The sequence below is a fragment of the Alloalcanivorax marinus genome (assembly GCF_016906305.1).
GTDB lineage: Bacteria > Pseudomonadota > Gammaproteobacteria > Pseudomonadales > Alcanivoracaceae > Alloalcanivorax > Alloalcanivorax marinus.
Genome location: NZ_JADDOL010000006.1, coordinates 48,559 through 65,133, shown reverse-complemented (window position 1 = coordinate 65,133; position 16,575 = coordinate 48,559). Strand labels below are relative to the sequence as shown.

General features: G+C 64.6%; 13 protein-coding genes. 11 read left to right on the top strand and 2 right to left on the bottom strand.

All coding sequences use genetic code 11. The features are described from left to right. Positions 1–110: 110 nt before the first annotated feature. Positions 111–1,397 carry a citrate synthase gene (gltA, locus tag IM760_RS07160; protein ID WP_204427931.1) on the bottom strand — a complete coding sequence of 429 codons (1,287 nt, stop codon included), beginning with the start codon at positions 1,395–1,397 and terminating at the stop codon, positions 111–113. 573 nt (positions 1,398–1,970) lie between these two features. On the opposite strand from gltA, the gene sdhC reads away from it, so the two are divergent. The 9 genes from sdhC (at position 1,971) to sucD (ending at position 13,427) form a co-directional block, all read left to right on the top strand. After that, positions 1,971–2,345 (top strand): succinate dehydrogenase, cytochrome b556 subunit, encoded by a 375-nt coding sequence (gene sdhC, locus IM760_RS07155; protein WP_204427930.1) that lies wholly within the window; start codon positions 1,971–1,973, stop codon positions 2,343–2,345. After that, positions 2,339–2,710 carry a succinate dehydrogenase, hydrophobic membrane anchor protein gene (gene sdhD, locus IM760_RS07150; RefSeq protein ID WP_204427929.1) on the top strand — a complete coding sequence of 124 codons (372 nt, stop codon included), beginning with the start codon at positions 2,339–2,341 and terminating at the stop codon, positions 2,708–2,710. The genes sdhC and sdhD overlap by 7 nt, the downstream gene beginning before the upstream one ends. Before the next feature lie 3 nt (positions 2,711–2,713). Then, entirely contained in the window at positions 2,714–4,489 is a 1,776-nt protein-coding gene (sdhA, locus tag IM760_RS07145; protein ID WP_204427928.1) for a succinate dehydrogenase flavoprotein subunit, read from the top strand. A 16-nt stretch (positions 4,490–4,505) separates the two neighbouring features. After that, complete coding sequence (locus IM760_RS07140) at positions 4,506–5,222, top strand: succinate dehydrogenase iron-sulfur subunit (RefSeq protein ID WP_204427927.1); 717 nt, start codon at positions 4,506–4,508, stop codon at positions 5,220–5,222. Between the two features lie 479 nt (positions 5,223–5,701). Continuing rightward, positions 5,702–8,539, top strand: a complete 2,838-nt coding sequence (locus IM760_RS07135; protein WP_204427926.1) for a 2-oxoglutarate dehydrogenase E1 component — start codon at positions 5,702–5,704, stop codon at positions 8,537–8,539. Between the two features lie 36 nt (positions 8,540–8,575). Continuing rightward, positions 8,576–9,835, top strand: a complete 1,260-nt coding sequence (odhB, locus tag IM760_RS07130; protein WP_204427925.1) for a 2-oxoglutarate dehydrogenase complex dihydrolipoyllysine-residue succinyltransferase — start codon at positions 8,576–8,578, stop codon at positions 9,833–9,835. 15 nt (positions 9,836–9,850) lie between these two features. Continuing rightward, positions 9,851–11,290: a dihydrolipoyl dehydrogenase gene (lpdA, locus tag IM760_RS07125; RefSeq protein ID WP_204427924.1), complete on the top strand. Its 1,440-nt coding sequence runs from the start codon at positions 9,851–9,853 to the stop codon at positions 11,288–11,290. Positions 11,291–11,385: 95 nt separating this feature from the next. Then, positions 11,386–12,555, top strand: a complete 1,170-nt coding sequence (gene sucC, locus IM760_RS07120) for an ADP-forming succinate--CoA ligase subunit beta (RefSeq protein WP_204427923.1) — start codon at positions 11,386–11,388, stop codon at positions 12,553–12,555. Further along, on the top strand, positions 12,552–13,427 hold the full coding sequence (gene sucD / locus IM760_RS07115) for a succinate--CoA ligase subunit alpha (RefSeq protein ID WP_138771890.1): 876 nt from the start codon (positions 12,552–12,554) through the stop codon (positions 13,425–13,427). The genes sucC and sucD overlap by 4 nt, the downstream gene beginning before the upstream one ends. A gap of 64 nt (positions 13,428–13,491) precedes the next feature. Here the strand turns inward: sucD and IM760_RS07110 are convergent, their stop codons facing one another. Beyond that, on the bottom strand, positions 13,492–13,731 hold the full coding sequence (locus IM760_RS07110; RefSeq protein WP_204427922.1) for a PA3496 family putative envelope integrity protein: 240 nt from the start codon (positions 13,729–13,731) through the stop codon (positions 13,492–13,494). 359 nt (positions 13,732–14,090) lie between these two features. Between IM760_RS07110 and IM760_RS07105 the strand changes: the two genes are divergently transcribed. Beyond that, positions 14,091–15,653, top strand: a complete 1,563-nt coding sequence (locus IM760_RS07105) for a hypothetical protein (protein ID WP_204427921.1) — start codon at positions 14,091–14,093, stop codon at positions 15,651–15,653. Next, positions 15,650–16,555 (top strand): TIGR01777 family oxidoreductase, encoded by a 906-nt coding sequence (locus IM760_RS07100; RefSeq protein WP_204427919.1) that lies wholly within the window; start codon positions 15,650–15,652, stop codon positions 16,553–16,555. The genes IM760_RS07105 and IM760_RS07100 overlap by 4 nt, the downstream gene beginning before the upstream one ends. Positions 16,556–16,575: the final 20 nt, after the last annotated feature.

The following is a 16,575-nucleotide window of genomic DNA, read 5'->3' as shown; positions in this document are numbered from 1 at the left end:
CAGTCTGATCCAGAAAAATGCCCGCGATGGCCGCCAGAAGTGTAGGCACTCGCCGGCCATAAAAAAAGGCCGCCCGGGGGCGGCCTTTTCGATCGGCACGAGACGCGGTTTTACTTGCGCTCGTTGAGCGGCACCAGGTGACGCTCTTTCTCGCCGGTGTAGAGCTGGCGGGGACGACCGATCTTGTAGGGATTGGAGATCATTTCGTTCCAGTGCGCGACCCAGCCCACGGTACGGGACAGAGCGAAGATCACGGTGAACATGGAGGTCGGAATGCCAATCGCCTTGAGGATGATGCCGGAGTAGAAGTCCACGTTCGGGAACAGCTTCTTCTCCTTGAAGTAGGGGTCGCTCAGGGCGATCTCTTCCAGCTTCATGGCCAGCTCGAGCTTGGGATCGTTGACGCCCAGCTCGTTGAGCACCTCGTGGCAGGACTCCCGCATCACGGTGGCGCGCGGGTCGTAGTTCTTGTAGACCCGGTGACCGAAGCCCATCAGCTTGAAGGGATCGTTCTTGTCCTTCGCCTTGGCGATGTAGGTCTCGATCTGGCTGATGTCGCCGATCTCGTCGAGCATGTTCAGCACCGCTTCGTTGGCACCGCCGTGGGCGGGGCCCCAGAGCGCGGAAATGCCGGCGGCGATGCAGGCGAACGGGTTGGCACCGGAGGAGCCGGCCAGACGCACCGTGGAGGTGGAGGCGTTCTGCTCATGGTCGGCGTGCAGGATGAAGATCTTGTCCATGGCCCGCGCCAGGGTGGGGCTGACCTGGGTTTCCTCGCACGGATTGCCGAACATCATGTGCAGGAAGTTTTCCGCGTAGCCGAGGTCGTTGCGCGGGTACATCAGCGGCTGGCCGAGGCCGTACTTGTAGCACATGGCCGCGATGGTCGGCATTTTCGCGATCAGCCGGTAGGCGGTGATCTCGCGATGCTCGGGGTTGGTGATGTCCAGGGAGTCGTGATAGAACGCGGACAGGGCACCGACCACGCCGCACATGATCGCCATCGGGTGCGCGTCACGGCGGAAGCCGTTGAAGAAATTGCGAATTTGCTCGTGCACCATGGTGTGGTTTTTCACGGTGCCGACGAACGCCTCTTTCTGCTCGGCGTTGGGGAGTTCGCCGTTGAGCAGGAGGTAGCACACTTCAAGGTAGTCGGACTTGGCGGCCAGTTCCTCGATGGAATAGCCCCGGTGCAACAGCTTGCCGACTTCACCGTCGATATAGGTGATCTTGGATTCGCAGGAGGCGGTGGACGTGAAGCCCGGGTCGAAGGTAAACAGGCCGTTGGCGGTCAGGGAGGAAACGTCGATCTCGTCGCGGCCCAGGGTGGGCGTCAGGATCGGCAATTCCAGATCGTCGCGGCCCTCTACCTTGAGAATGGCTTTCTTCTCGGTCATGGGAATTTCTCCTCGGTGAATAGAGGGTACACCCGCCGGGCGCGCGATTAATATCGTGGCTTAACCGCCGTGGGTCCCGTGGGGAAGGTCCTCCAGAGCGCGGGGGACGTTAAAGTTTTGAGGGGTCTTTGTCAACGAGAAGCCCGCCCGTGCCCCGGCGACTTTTGTAGGGTAAACAGGCGATTACGCGCACCTTGACGGGGCGCGCCGGTCCGACCACCGCCGCTCGTCGCCGGCAAAGCGCTTTGGAAAACAAGCGATTAACGGTGGGGGAGGGGAGCGGCGCCGTCGTTCTTCACGATCCGCCCACCCGGGTTCCGGCTACTATAAAAACAGGTGGTTGACGTTTGTTTTGCCGCAGGCGCGGCGATATACTGCCGCCCGCGACGAAGTCTCCCGCCTGCGCCGCCCGGACCCCTGGCCCGGTCTGGCGTGGTTTCTGGCTTCAGTGGGCTCCACCCCGGCCCGGGCAGCAGCGGCCAAACCTCACAGGTGTTACGACGCCGCCGTTGGTGCCAAGTTCCCGACAACCGCTCCGGTCACCGCCGGAGCCCGGCAAAAGTGTAGGCTACCGTGAACGACAAGAGACCCGTTAACCTCGATCTGACGACGATCAAGTTCCCGGTCACCGCCATTGCGTCCATCACCCACCGCATTACCGGCGTCGCGCTGTTCTTCGCGCTGCCCGTGCTGCTGTGGATGATGGATCGCTCCCTGGCGTCCCCCGAGAGCTTTGCGGACCTGAAACAGCTGATGACCTCGCCGCTGGTGAAACTGGTGGTGTGGGCGATCCTCGCCCTTCTTCTATATCACCTGGTGGCCGGTATCCGTCACCTGATCATGGATAACGGTGTAGGTGAAACCCTGGAAGGTGGTCGACGCGGCGCTACCGCCACGTTCGTGATCACCGCGGTACTGATTCTGTTGGCAGGAGGCTGGATATGGTAACCAGCGTAACCAGCCTGGGCCGCAACGGCCTGTACGACTGGCTGATTCAGCGGGTGTCCGCTGTAGTAATGGGCGTATATGTGATCGGCCTGCTGGGCTACCTGCTGGCCCACCCGGATCTGGATTACGGCACCTGGGCGGCCTTCATGGGTTCCCTGCCGATGCAAATCGCCAACACCCTGTTGCTGTTCTCCGTGGCCGCCCATACCTGGGTGGGCCTGTGGACCGTAACCACCGACTATCTGACCCGTCTGGCCCTCGGCGGCGCCGCCACCGGCGTTCGGCTGGTGGCCCAGGCCCTCATCGGCCTGCTGCTGCTGGTGTACATCCTGTGGGGTCTGCTGATGATCTGGGGAGGCGCATAATCCATGTCCATTCGTACCATTACCTTTGACGCGATCGTCGTCGGCGGCGGGGGCGCGGGCATGCGTGCCTCCCTGCAAATGGCCCAGTCCGGTTTCAAGACCGCGCTGATCTCCAAGGTGTTCCCGACCCGCTCGCACACCGTGTCCGCCCAGGGCGGCATCACCTGTGCGATTGCCTCCGCCGATCCCAATGACGATTGGCGCTGGCACATGTACGACACCGTCAAGGGCTCCGACTATATCGGTGACCAGGACGCCATCGAGTACATGTGTCAGGTGGGCCCGGAAGCGGTGTTCGAGCTGGACCACATGGGTCTGCCGTTTTCCCGCACCGAGGAAGGCCGCATTTATCAGCGTCCGTTCGGTGGCCAGTCCAAGAACTTCGGTGAGGGTGGCCAGGCCGCCCGTACCTGTGCCGCCGCCGACCGTACCGGCCACGCTCTGCTGCACACCCTGTACCAGCAGAACCTGAAGAACGGCACCCAGTTCTACAACGAGTGGTACGCCGCCGAGCTGGTGAAGGACGCCAACGAGAACGTCTGTGGCGTGATCGCGATCAGCATCGAAACCGGTGAGACGGTGTTCTTCAAGGCCAAGGCCACGGTGTTCGCCACCGGCGGGTCCGGCCGCATCTACTCGTCCACCACCAACGCCCTGATCAACACCGGGGACGGCGTGGGCATGGCCCTGCGCGCCGGCGTGCCGGTGCAGGACATCGAGATGTGGCAGTTCCATCCCACCGGCATCGCCGGCGCCGGGGTACTGGTGACCGAAGGGTGCCGGGGCGAGGGTGGCTATCTGATCAACAAGGACGGCGAGCGCTTCATGGAGCGTTATGCCCCCAACGCGAAGGACCTGGCGTCCCGCGACGTGGTGGCCCGGTCCATGATGATGGAAATTCTCGACGGTCGTGGCGACGGCCCGGACGGTAACTACGTTTACCTGAAGCTCGACCATCTGGGCGAGGAAGTGCTGCACAGCCGCCTGCCGGGCATCTGTGAACTGGCCATCACCTTCGCCGGTACCGACCCGGTCAAGGAACCGATCCCGGTGGTGCCGACCTGCCACTATATGATGGGCGGCATTCCCACCAACGTTCACGGCCAGGCGCTGAAGATGAGCGGCGGCCACGAAGGCGAGGATCAGATCGTTAACGGTCTGTTCGCGGTGGGTGAGGTAGCCTGTGTGTCCGTGCACGGCGCCAACCGGCTGGGCGGCAACTCGCTGCTCGACCTGGTGGTGTTCGGCCGCGCCGCCGGCCTCTATATCGAGGACGCGCTGCGCCAGGGCATGACCCAGTACGAGCCCAGCAACGACGACATCGAAGCCGCGCTGACCCGGGTCAACCGCTGGAACGACTCCAAGGGTGGCGAATCCGTGCACAGTCTGCGCAAGGAGTTGCAAACCACCATGCAGAACCACTTCGGTGTGTTCCGCAAGGGCGACCTGATGGAAGAGGGCGTGCAAAAGCTGGCCGACCTGCGTGGTCGCATCGCCAAGGCGCACCTGGACGACAAGAGCAGCGCCTTCAACATGGCCCGCGTGGAAGCCCTGGAGCTGGACAACCTGCTGGAAGTGGCGGAAGCCACCGCGATCGCGGCCTACAACCGCACCGAAAGCCGTGGTGCCCACTCCCGCTACGACTACCCGGACCGGGACGATGAGAACTGGCTCTGCCATTCCATCTACGACCCGCGCACCAAGCAGTTGGGCAAGCGTGAAGTGAACTTCAAGCCGAAGACCGTGGAGACCTTCCAGCCCAAGGTCCGGACCTACTAATCGGAGACGTGTAGCCATGAAAGTCAGTATCTACCGCTACAACCCGGACACCGACCGCGAGCCGACCATGAAGGAGTACGAGGTCGACACCCAGGGCAAGGACCTGATGGTGCTCGATATCCTCGCACTGGTGAAGGAGCAGGACGAAAGCCTGTCCTATCGCCGCTCCTGCCGCGAGGGCGTGTGCGGTTCCGACGGCATGAACATCAACGGCAAGAACGGCCTGGCCTGCATCACCCCGCTGTCCGAAGTGGCGCCGGGCGTGAAGGAAGGCAAGAAACCGCTGGTGCTGCGTCCGCTGCCCGGCCTGCCGGTAATCCGCGACCTGGTCGTGGACATGGGCGTGTTCTACGAGCAGTACGAAAAAGTGCAGCCCTACCTGCAGAACCAGTCGCCGGCGCCGGCCATCGAGCGCCTGCAGTCGCCGGAAGAGCGGGCCAAGCTGGACGGTCTGTACGAGTGCATTCTGTGCGCGTGCTGCTCCACCAGCTGCCCGAGCTTCTGGTGGAACCCGGAGAAGTTCCTGGGCCCGGCGGCCCTGTTGCAGAGCTACCGCTTCCTGGCGGACAGCCGCGACGATGCCACCGAGGAGCGCCTGTCCCGGCTGGACGACCCGTTCAGCCTGTTCCGGTGCCGCGGCATCATGAACTGTGTCAGCGTTTGTCCGAAGGGGCTCAACCCCACCCGGGCGATCGGGCACATCCGCTCCATGCTCCTTGAACGGGGCGTGTGAGAGAAGAGAGGCGGCCTGCGGGCCGCCTTTTTTTTGACGTCAAAAAACGCTCCAGGCGTTTTTTTGCGCCCACCGTCCCTGGCGGGCGCCCTTCGGGCCGTCGCTGGCGCGACGTCAAAAAACGCTCCCGGCGTTTTTTTGTTTCCGAATGCGACGGGGTGGGGCCGTGACCGGCGGGTTTCGTTAAGCTGGACGGCGTTTCCGGGCGATTCAGGGCACGTTGCCGGGGTAGACGGGCCGTATCGGGGCAAATTGCCCCTACCATGGTCTTGTAGTGCCTAACAATGGCCCCATAAACGTATTACAATACCGGGCGTTTCCGGCAACCCCGGGAGCGCGACAAAGCAGGGTGGGGACGGTGCTTAAAAGGCGCCGTTTCCGTAAACAGCGATAAGCACGGGTAACAGGGTCGCGGCCCTGTGGACAGAAGCATGCATGCCCACAGGCGTGACGTTCGCCCGGCTAAGGAACGAGCGACGATGCAAGACAGTTCCATGCACCGCCAATGGCAGTCCTCCCACATCGGGGGCGCCAACGCGGCCTATGTTGATGAACTGTACGAATCCTACCTGACCGATCCCAACTCCGTGCCGGAAGACTGGCGCGCCTACTTCGAGAAGCTTCCCAGCGTCAACGGCGCCGTGGAATCCGACGTTCCCCATTCCGCGGTACGCGAACATTTTCTGCTGGAAGCCAAAAATCGCTCCCGGGTTCAGAAAATGGGCGCCAGCGCCGTCAGTTCCGAGCACGAACGCCGCCAGGTGCGGGTGCTTCACCTGATCGCCGCCTACCGCAACCGTGGCCACCAGGTGGCCAAGCTGGACCCGCTGGGTCTGATGGAACGCGAAGCGGTACCGGATCTGGAACTGGCCCACCACGGACTGAGCAAATCCGATCTGGACACCGTGTTCCAGACCGGCAACCTGTTCCTGGGCAAGCCGGAAGCCACCCTCCGTGAGATCATGGACTGCCTGCAGGGCAGCTACTGTTCCACCGTGGGCACGGAGTACATGCACATCGTCAACACCGCCGAGAAGCGGTGGATCCAGCAACGGCTGGAAGGCGTGCGCAGCCATCCGCAGTACGGCGCCGACATCAAGCAGCACATTCTTGAGCGGCTCACCGCCGCCGAAGGGCTGGAAAAATACCTGGGCAGTCGCTACCCCGGCACCAAGCGTTTCGGCCTGGAAGGCGGCGAGTCCCTGATTCCGCTGATGGACGAGATGATTCAGCGGGTCGGCAGCTACGGCGCCAAGGAAATGGTGCTCGGCATGGCCCACCGGGGCCGCCTCAACGTGCTGGTCAACACCCTGGGCAAGAGCCCGCGGGACCTGTTCGGCGAGTTCGAGGGCAAGAGCTTCAACGAGAACGGCTCCGGCGACGTAAAATACCACCAGGGCTTCTCGTCCAACGTGCAGACCTCCGGCGGTGAGGTGCACCTGGCGATGGCCTTCAACCCCTCCCATCTGGAGATCGTGTCTCCGGTGGTGGAAGGTTCGGTGCGTGCCCGCCAGGACCGCCGCGACGACAGCGGCGGCGACCAGGTGGTGCCGATCCTGATCCATGGTGACGCCGCCTTCGCCGGCCAGGGCGTGGTCATGGAAACCTTCCAGATGTCCCAGACCCGTGCCTACCACACCGGCGGCACCCTGCACATCATCATCAACAACCAGGTGGGCTTCACCACCAGCCGTCGTGATGATGCCCGCTCCACCGAGTACTGCACCGACGTGGCCAAGATGGTCCAGGCGCCGATCTTCCACGTCAACGCGGACGATCCGGAGGCGGTCTACTTCGTCACCCAGTTGGCGGTGGACTACCGCATGCAGTTCAAGAAGGACGTGGTGATCGACCTGATCTGTTACCGCCGTTTGGGCCACAACGAGGCGGACGAGCCGTCCTCCACCCAGCCGCTGATGTACAAGAAGATCAAGTCCCACCCCTCCAGCCGTACCCTGTACGCGGAGCGTCTGATCAACGAGCAGGTGCTGTCCGAGCAGGACGCCCAGAAGATGGTCGACGACTACCGGGACGCCCTCGACGAGGGCAACCACGTGGTCAAGGCCCTGGTGCGCGAGCCCAACAAGGCGCTGTTCGTGGACTGGTCTCCGTTCATCGGCCACCAGGTCGAGGACGACTGGGACACCGGTTACCCGCTGAAGAAACTTCAGGACCTGGCCGGCCGCCTGGAGACCCTGCCCGAGGGCGTGGTCACCCAGCGTCAGGTCAAGAAGATCCTGGAGGACCGCCGCAAGATGACCGCCGGCGCCATGCCCCTGAACTGGGGCTACGGCGAGACCCTGGCCTATGCCACGCTGCTGGACCAGGGATACATGGTGCGTCTGACTGGCCAGGACTCGGGCCGGGGCACCTTCTCCCACCGGCACGCCGTAATTCACAACCAGAAAAACGGCGACAACTATGTGCCGCTGCAGCACCTCTACGAGGGCCAGCCGCGCATGGACATCTACGATTCCCTGCTGTCCGAGGAAGCGGTGCTGGCGTTTGAGTACGGTTACGCCACCACCACGCCCAAGGCGCTGATCCTGTGGGAAGCCCAGTTCGGCGATTTCGTCAACGGCGCCCAGGTGGTGATCGACCAGTTCATTTCTTCCGGTGAAGCCAAGTGGGGCCGTTTGTGCGGCCTGACCATGCTGCTGCCGCACGGTTACGAAGGGCAGGGCCCGGAGCACTCCTCCGCGCGCCTGGAGCGCTTCCTGCAGCTGTGCGCCGAGCACAACATGCAGGTGTGCGTGCCGACCACGCCGGCGCAGATTTTCCATCTGCTGCGCCGTCAGGCGATCCGCCCGCTGCGCAAGCCGCTGGTGGTGATGACGCCGAAGAGTCTGCTGCGTCACAAGCGCGCCACGTCCTCCCTGGAGGATCTGGCCGAGGGTCGCTTCCAGACCGTGATCGACGAGCAGCCGGAGTTTGACCGCAAGGCCGTCAAGCGAGTCGTGATGTGCGCCGGCAAGGTCTACTACGACCTGCTGGAGAAGCGCGAAAGCGACGACCTCAACGACACCGCGGTGGTGCGCATCGAGCAGCTCTATCCGTTCCCGGAGAAACGTCTGACCGAGATTCTGGAGAGCTACCCGAACCTGGAGACCCTGGTCTGGTGCCAGGAAGAGCCCATGAATCAGGGCGCCTGGTTCAGCTCCCAGCACCACTTCCTGCGCGTGGCGCGGGCGGTCAAGGACAACCTCCCGGTGCACTACGCCGGCCGCGACATGGCGGCGGCACCGGCGGCGGGCTCCATGTCCCTGCACGTTGAACAGCAGCAGCGTCTGGTCGAAGACGCATTCCAGATCAAATGAGCGAAAGCGAACCGAAAAGGGTTTAAAGGAATCAGCATGGCGACAGAAATCAAAGCCCCACAGTTTCCGGAATCCGTGGCGGACGGCACCGTGGCCACCTGGCACAAGCGAGAAGGCGAGGCGGTCAAGCGTGACGAGCTGCTGGTGGACATCGAAACCGACAAGGTGGTCCTCGAGGTAGTGGCCCCCAGCGACGGCGTGGTGGGCAAGATTCTCAAGGACGAAGGCGACACCGTGGAAAGCCAGGAAGTCCTGGGTTCCCTGGAGGCCGGCAGTGGCTCCGGCGGCGGCGACGCCAAGCAGGAAGAAAGCAAGGACGAGGGCAAGGCCGACGCCAAAGCCGACGAGCCGAAGGCGGAAGCCAAGAGCGAGCCCGCCGACGCCGAGGGCGGTGACGACGACGCCCAGGCCGGTCCGGCCGCGCGCAAGATGATGAGCGAGCACGGTCTGTCCGCCGGTGACGTGAAAGGCACCGGCCGCGACGGCCGCATCACCAAGGAAGACGTGGAGAAGGCCCTGGCCAACCGCCAGGAGAAGCCCGCTTCCTCCTCGTCCGAATCGAAAGCGGCGCCGATCCCCGAGGCGGAGCCCGGCGAGCGCGAAGAGCGCCGCGTGCCGATGACCCGTCTGCGCAAGCGCATCGCCGAGCGGCTGGTGTCCGCGCAGCAGAACGCGGCCATGTTGACCACCTTCAACGAGGTCAACATGAAGCCGATCATGGACATGCGCAAGAACTACAAGGACGCCTTCGAGAAGGCCCACGGCGTGCGCCTGGGCTTCATGGGCTTCTTTACCCGCGCCTGCGTGGAAGCGCTCAAGCGCTACCCGGAAGTGAACGCCTCCATCGACGGTGACGACGTGGTCTACCACGGTTACTACGACGTGGGCGTGGCGGTGTCCACCGAGCGCGGCCTGGTGGTACCGGTGGTGCGCGACGCCGACCAGAAGGGTCTGGCGGAAGTGGAGTCCCAGATCATCGACTACGGCCAGAAAGCCCAGAAGGGCAAGCTGTCCATCGATGAGATGACCGGCGGCACCTTCACCATTTCCAACGGCGGGGTGTTCGGCTCCCTGATGTCCATGCCGATTCTCAATCCGCCGCAGACCGCCATCCTGGGCATGCACAAGATCCAGGAACGGCCCATGGCCGTGGACGGCAAGGTGGAGATTCTGCCGATGATGTATCTGGCGCTGTCCTACGACCACCGCCTGATCGACGGCAAGCAAGCGGTGCAGTTCCTGGTCACCGTGAAGAACTTTATCGAGGATCCGGCCCGTCTGCTGCTGGACATCTGAACAAAGGGATAGGTTATGAGTGACAAATACGACGTCATCGTCATCGGCGGTGGACCGGGCGGCTACGTGGCCGCGATCCGCGCCGCGCAGCTGGGTTACAAAACCGCCTGCATCGAGAAGCGCATCAACAAGCAGGGCAAGCCGGCCCTGGGCGGCACCTGCCTGAACGTGGGCTGTATTCCGTCCAAGGCGCTGCTGGATTCGTCCTGGAAGTACCACGAAGCCGAAGGCGCCTTCGCCGACCACGGCATCAAGGTGGGCAAGCTGGACATCGACGTGAAGGCCATGCAGGAGCGCAAGGACAAAGTGGTCCTGCAGCTCACCGGCGGCGTGGCGTCCCTGTTCCAGGCCAACAAGGTGACCTGGCTGCAGGGCTCCGGCCAGCTGAAGGCCAACAAGCAGGTGGTGTTCACTCCCAACGAGGGCGACGAGCAAACCCTGGAAGCGGACAACGTGATTCTCGCCGCCGGCTCCGTGCCGGTGGAGATTCCGCCCGCCGAGGTGGACCAGAAGATCATCGTCGATTCCACCGGCGCTCTGGAATTCGATGCCGTGCCGAAGAAGCTGGGCGTGATCGGCGCCGGTATCATCGGCCTGGAACTGGGCAGCGTGTGGTCGCGCCTGGGCAGTGAAGTGACCGTGCTGGAAGCGGTCGATACCTTCCTGCCGGCGGTCGACAAGCAGATCTCCAAGGAAGCCCAGAAACTGTTTACCAAGCAAGGACTCGACATCAAGCTCGGTGCCCGGGTCACTGCGTCCAAGAAAAACAAGAATTCCGTGCGCGTCACCTATACAGACAAAGACGGAGAGCACGAGGAAACCTTCGATCGTCTGATCGTGGCGGTGGGCCGCCGTCCGTACACCGAAGGCCTGCTCAGTCAGGACGCCGGTGTCACCCTGGACGAGCGTAATTTCATTTACGTGGACAACCAGTGCCGTACCGATGTGCCCGGCGTATACGCCATCGGCGATCTGGTGCGCGGTCCCGCCCTGGCTCACAAGGCCATCGAAGAGGGCGTGATGGTGGCGGAAGTGATCGCCGGGGAACATACCCAGGTGAATTACGATGCCGTGCCCGGCGTCATTTATACCCATCCGGAAGTGGCCTGGGTGGGTAAAACCGAGGAAGAGGTGAAGGAATCCGGCGAACCGTACAAAATCGGTGCCGTACCCTTCGCCGCCAATGGCCGTGCGCTGGCCGCCGGCGAGCCGGCCGGGCTGGTGAAGTTCGTGGTGGACGAGAAGACCGACCGGGTGCTGGGCATGCATGTGCTTGGCCCGCAGGCTTCCGAGCTGATTCAACAGGGTGTGGTGGCGATGGAATTCGGTGCCAGCATCGAGGATCTGCAGCTCATGGTATTCGGCCACCCGAGCCTCTCCGAGACCGTCCATGAGGCCGCTCTGGCCGCGGACTACAAAGCCATTCACGTAGCGCAACGCCGCCGCAAGAAATAAGGCCCGCGTGCACGGGCCCTGATCCGGTCGGGGCCCGGCGCGGCCCGATTTTGCGCCGGGAGCGCTATCCACAGACATTTGATGGAAGTTAAGGCATGAATCTCCACGAGTATCAGTCTAAACAGCTGTTTGCTGATTACGGCCTGCCGGTTTCCAAGGGATTCGCCTGCGACACCCCCGAAGAGGTGGCCGCCAAGGCGAAGGAAATCGGTGGTGACAAATGGGTCGTCAAGGCCCAGGTACACGCCGGCGGCCGCGGCAAGGCCGGCGGTGTGAAGCTGGTCGACAGCCCCGAGGAAGCGGCGGAATTCGCCAAGAAATGGCTGGGCCAGCGTCTGGTCACCTTCCAGACCGACGAGCACGGTCAGCCGGTCTCCAAGATCCTGGTGGAAACCTGCACCGACATCGCCCGGGAACTGTACCTGAGCGCGGTGCTGGATCGCGCCACCCGCCGGGTGGTGTTCATGGCGTCCACCGAGGGCGGCGTGGAAATCGAGAAGGTCGCCGAGGAAACCCCGGAAAAAATTCTCAAGGCGGAAGTGGATCCGCTGGTCGGCGCACAGCCCTATCAGGCTCGCCAGATCGCGTTCCAACTGGGCCTGGAAGGCAAACAGGTCGGTCAGTTCGCCAAGATCTTCACCGGTCTGGCCAAGCTGTTCGACGACAAGGACCTGGCGCTGATCGAAGTGAACCCGCTGGTGATCACCGAGCAGGGCGATCTGCACTGCCTGGACGCCAAGATCAACGTGGACGGCAGCGCACTGTTCCGTCACCCGGACATCAAGGCCCTGGAAGATCCCTCCCAGGAAGACGAGCGCGAGCGTCGCGCCGCCGAGTGGGAACTCAACTACGTGGCCCTGGAAGGCAACATCGGCTGCATGGTGAACGGTGCCGGCCTGGCCATGGGTACCATGGACCTGGTCAAGCTGAAAGGCGGCCAGCCCGCCAACTTCCTGGACGTGGGCGGTGGCGCCACCAAGGAGCGCGTCACCGAAGCGTTCAAGATCATCCTCTCCGACGATCAGGTGCAAGCGGTTCTGGTCAACATCTTCGGCGGTATCGTCCGTTGTGACCTGATCGCCGAAGGCATCATCGGCGCCGTGGAAGAAGTGGGCGTCGAAGTGCCGGTGGTGGTGCGTCTGGAAGGCAACAACGCCGAACTGGGCGCCAAGAAGCTGGCCGACAGCGGCATGAACATCATTGCCGCCAAGAGTTTTGACGACGCCGCCGAGCAGGTGGTGAAAGCCGCGGGAGGTGCCAAATGAGCGTATTGATCGACAAGAACACCAAGGTAATCTGCCAGGGCTTCACCGGCAGCCAGGGCACCTTCCACTCCGAGCAGGCCATTGAGTACGGTACCAAGATGGTCGGCGGCGTGACCCCGGGCAAGGGCGGCCAGACCCATCTGGGCCTGCCGGTGTTCAACACCGTGGCCGACGCGGTCAAGGAAACCGGCGCCACCGCCTCCGTGATCTACGTACCGGCGGCGTTCTGCAAGGACTCCATCATCGAGGCCGCCGACGCCGGCATCGAGCTGATCGTCTGCATCACCGAGGGCATTCCCGCCCTGGACATGCTGTACGTGAAGGAATACATCGTCCGCAAGGGCAATGTGCGCCTGATCGGCCCGAACTGCCCCGGTGTGATCACCCCCGGTGAATGCAAGATCGGCATCATGCCCGGTCACATTCACAAGCCGGGCAAGGTGGGCATCGTGTCCCGTTCCGGCACCCTGACCTACGAGGCGGTCAACCAGACCACCAAGCTGGGTTACGGTCAGTCCACCTGCATCGGTATCGGCGGCGACCCGATCCCGGGCACCACCTTCATCGACGCGCTGGAAATGTTCCAGAACGATCCGCAGACCGAAGCCATCGTCATGGTGGGTGAGATCGGCGGTACCGCGGAAGATGAAGCGGCGGCCTACATCAAGGAGCACGTGACCAAGCCGGTGGTCAGCTACATCGCCGGTGTCACCGCGCCTCCGGGCAAACGCATGGGCCACGCCGGCGCGATCATCGCCGGTGGCAAGGGCACCGCGGACGAGAAGTTCGCCGCCCTGGAAGCGGCCGGTGTGGTCACCGTCCGCAACCCCGCCGAAATCGGCGAGGGCGTGAAGAAGGCCACCGGCTGGTAAGCCGGACCCGCTTCACCGAAAAAAAGCCCGCCATCCGGCGGGCTTTTTTGTATCCGGACCCGCCTTAATGCAGCACGTCCTCATCATCCTCCAGCTCGAAGAAATCGTAATCGTTCAGCTCGCGCTTGAGACGACGTTCCTCCAACCGATCCTCGATACGATGGCGCATGTCCATATTGAAACCGCGGGCACGGGTCGCCTTTTCCTCCTGGACATCCTCTTCCAGGTCTTCATCCACTTCGTAGTCATCATTCATCAGTAGTTCATCCGACTCATAGTCTGTCTCAGCGCGTCGGTTACTCATGGTCGCCTCCTTCGGGAAATGGGGGAACGGCCTCAAACAACCGGGTGCCAAGGAGCCGAACCGGACGGCGCGGTGCTGAGTGCCTTCGTCGCCGGTCGTTTTCCTGATCACCTCAGCGCCTATATAACGTCTGATTTTCGTCCACACAAGCCTTTTTTGATGAAATCCGATGACCGGAAAAGCAGCCCGGGTTACGGTCCGTTGGCCGGCCCGCGCCGGTCGGGGCCGGCGCCTTTGTGACCGCCGTCAAAGCCCGGCCCCGAGGGCCGCCGGCGGGGGGCGAAACGGTGGATTGCACCCCGCGCCCTTTGTAAGCTGGGCCGGGAGCGTGCCGCGTGCGGTGGGGAGAACAGAACAACATGTCCGAATGGCTTATCGTGGCCGGCGTCAGCCTGCTGATCATCGCCACGGCGGGGTTGGTCAGACGGGCCGCGTCCCGGGGCCACAGTACGCTGCTTTTTCTGCTGCCGCTGGCCGGCTGGCGCCAGGTGCAGGCCCACTGGGAAAGCTACGGCCCGCTGGCCCTGCTGCGCGTGCTGGGGCTGGTGTGCCTGCTGACCGGCGCAGGGCTGTTCTATCTGCAGCGGGAGGTGCTGACGCCGGCGGTGGCGCCGGGGCAGGTGTTGCGCGGTGCCAAGGACGCACCGGCCAGCGCCTTCGTGCATTCTCCGGAGGCCAGCCTGCTGATTGCCCGGGGCGAGGGCCGGCCGCTGAGCGGGCGCCTGCACGGCACCGGCCTGGACCCCGCCGCCCGGGTGACGCTGATCAACGGCGTGCTGAGCGTGCAGGAAGGGGAGGGCTTTCTTCCCGAGCGTTCGCTGAGCCTGCTGCTCGGCTGGCGGGCGGAGGACATCGACGAGCGCCGCACCCTGCTGGTGGACCCGGGCCAGACCGACGGCCCGGCGGTGCATCTGTCCTGGACCCCGGAGGGCGGCCGCTATCCGGAGACCCGCATCTTCCACGGGGGATACCGCTTGGAGCTGGCTCTGGCGCCCCTCGGCGAGGGCCGTTTCAGCGGCACCCTTCAATTGCTGCTGCCGGACGCCGGCAAGAGCTATCTGGTGGGCAATTTCACGGCCCACGCCGATCACCTGCGCTACCGTGATGGCGCCGTGGATCTGTTCTTCGACCATCCGGACACGCTGGCCTGGGTGGCCCGGCAGTATCTGCGCACCCAGTATCCCGATGGGGCGGTGGAGAGCGTGGTGGTGGAAAACGTGAACTTGCGTCGCGCCGACGGCCACGGCCAGGTACAGGCCCGGGTGGCGCTGCGTGACGGCACCGTGGAACGACTTGGCATGGCCCTGGAAGAAGGGCCGGCGGGTTGGGCGGTGACACCCGGGACCCTGGACCGCCAGGTGCTCGACGGCCAGGGCGGTGACGCCGGTGAGCCGGCCGCGGCCGGGGCCGCGTCCCCGGACCGGCCAGCGCCGCGGGTGGAGCGCTCGCTGGCCCGGTTCGACGAGCTGGCCGCCCACGTCGGCGAGCCGGTGACGGTGGTCGAAGCGGGCGGGCAGACCCACCAGGGACAGCTGATCCGGGTGGGCGCGGACCGCCTGTGGCTGAACCGCCGGATCGGCGCCGGGCAGGTGGAACTGACCCTGGCCGCGTCCCGGGTGGCGGCGGTGCGCCTGGCGGATGGTACCCGCCTGCTGCCGCCGGGCGACGGGCCGGCCGCCGACGGCGGCAAGCTGGACGAGCGTGCCCCGGCGGCGGCGCCCGCCGGCCCGGCCACCCTGGCCGGCGCGGAACAGTGGATCGGACGCCGGGTCACGGTCACCCTGACCAGCGGCGAGCGGCGCCAGGGTGTATTGCGGGCGCTGGATCAACGGCGTCTGACCTTGGCGGTGCCCATGGGAGCGGGCAGTATGGAATACTTCTTCCCCATCGAGGACATCGAGACCCTCAAGGAGACCCCATGAAGGTTCTGGTCACCGGCGGCAGCGGCTTTATCGGCAGCGCGCTGTGCGCCCGACTGGTCCGCCAGGGCCACCAGCCGGTGGTGCTGAGCCGCCGCCCCGACCGGGCCCGGTCGGTGTTGCCCCCGGACACCCGGGTGGTGGCCTCCCTGGACGAAATCGACGGCGGCGAGACCCTGGGCGGCATCGTCAATCTGGCCGGCGAGAACCTGTTCGCCGGTCGCTGGACGGCGCCGCGCAAGGACCGCCTGATGGCATCGCGCATCCACACCACCCGGGCGGTGGTGGCCCTCTGCCGGCGGCTGGAACAGACCCCGCCGGTGCTGGTCAGCGGTTCCGCGGTGGGCTTCTACGGCGATGCCGGCGACGCCGAGCTCACCGAGCACAGTTCCGCCCGCCGCAAGGATTTCGGCTACCGGCTCTGCGACACCTGGGAGCAGACCGCCCGCGAGGCGCAACGCCTGGACATGCGCCTGTGCCTGATCCGCACCGGGGTGGTGCTGGGCCGCGACGGCGGCATGCTCGCCAAGCTGCTGCCGGTCTACCGGCTGGGGCTGGGCGCCCGGCTGGGCAACGGCGCCCAGTGGTTGAGCTGGATCCACCTGCACGACATGACCACCATCCTGCTGCGTGCCCTGGAGAATCCGGCGGTGGAGGGCGTGTTCAACGCCACCGCGCCGCACCCGGTGACCCAGCGGCACTTTCACCGGGCGCTGGCCGCCGCCGTGCACCGGCCCGCCCCCTGGGTGGCCCCGGCGCCGCTGCTCAAGCTGGCCCTGGGCGAGCTGTCCGGCATGCTGCTGGGCGGCCAGCGGGTCTACCCGCGACGCCTGGAGGACCAGGGCTTCGGGTTCCGCTACCCGCAATTGGAAGACGCCCTGGCCGATCTGGTCGGCGACTCTTGAAATCCGGCGCCGCGGGCCTA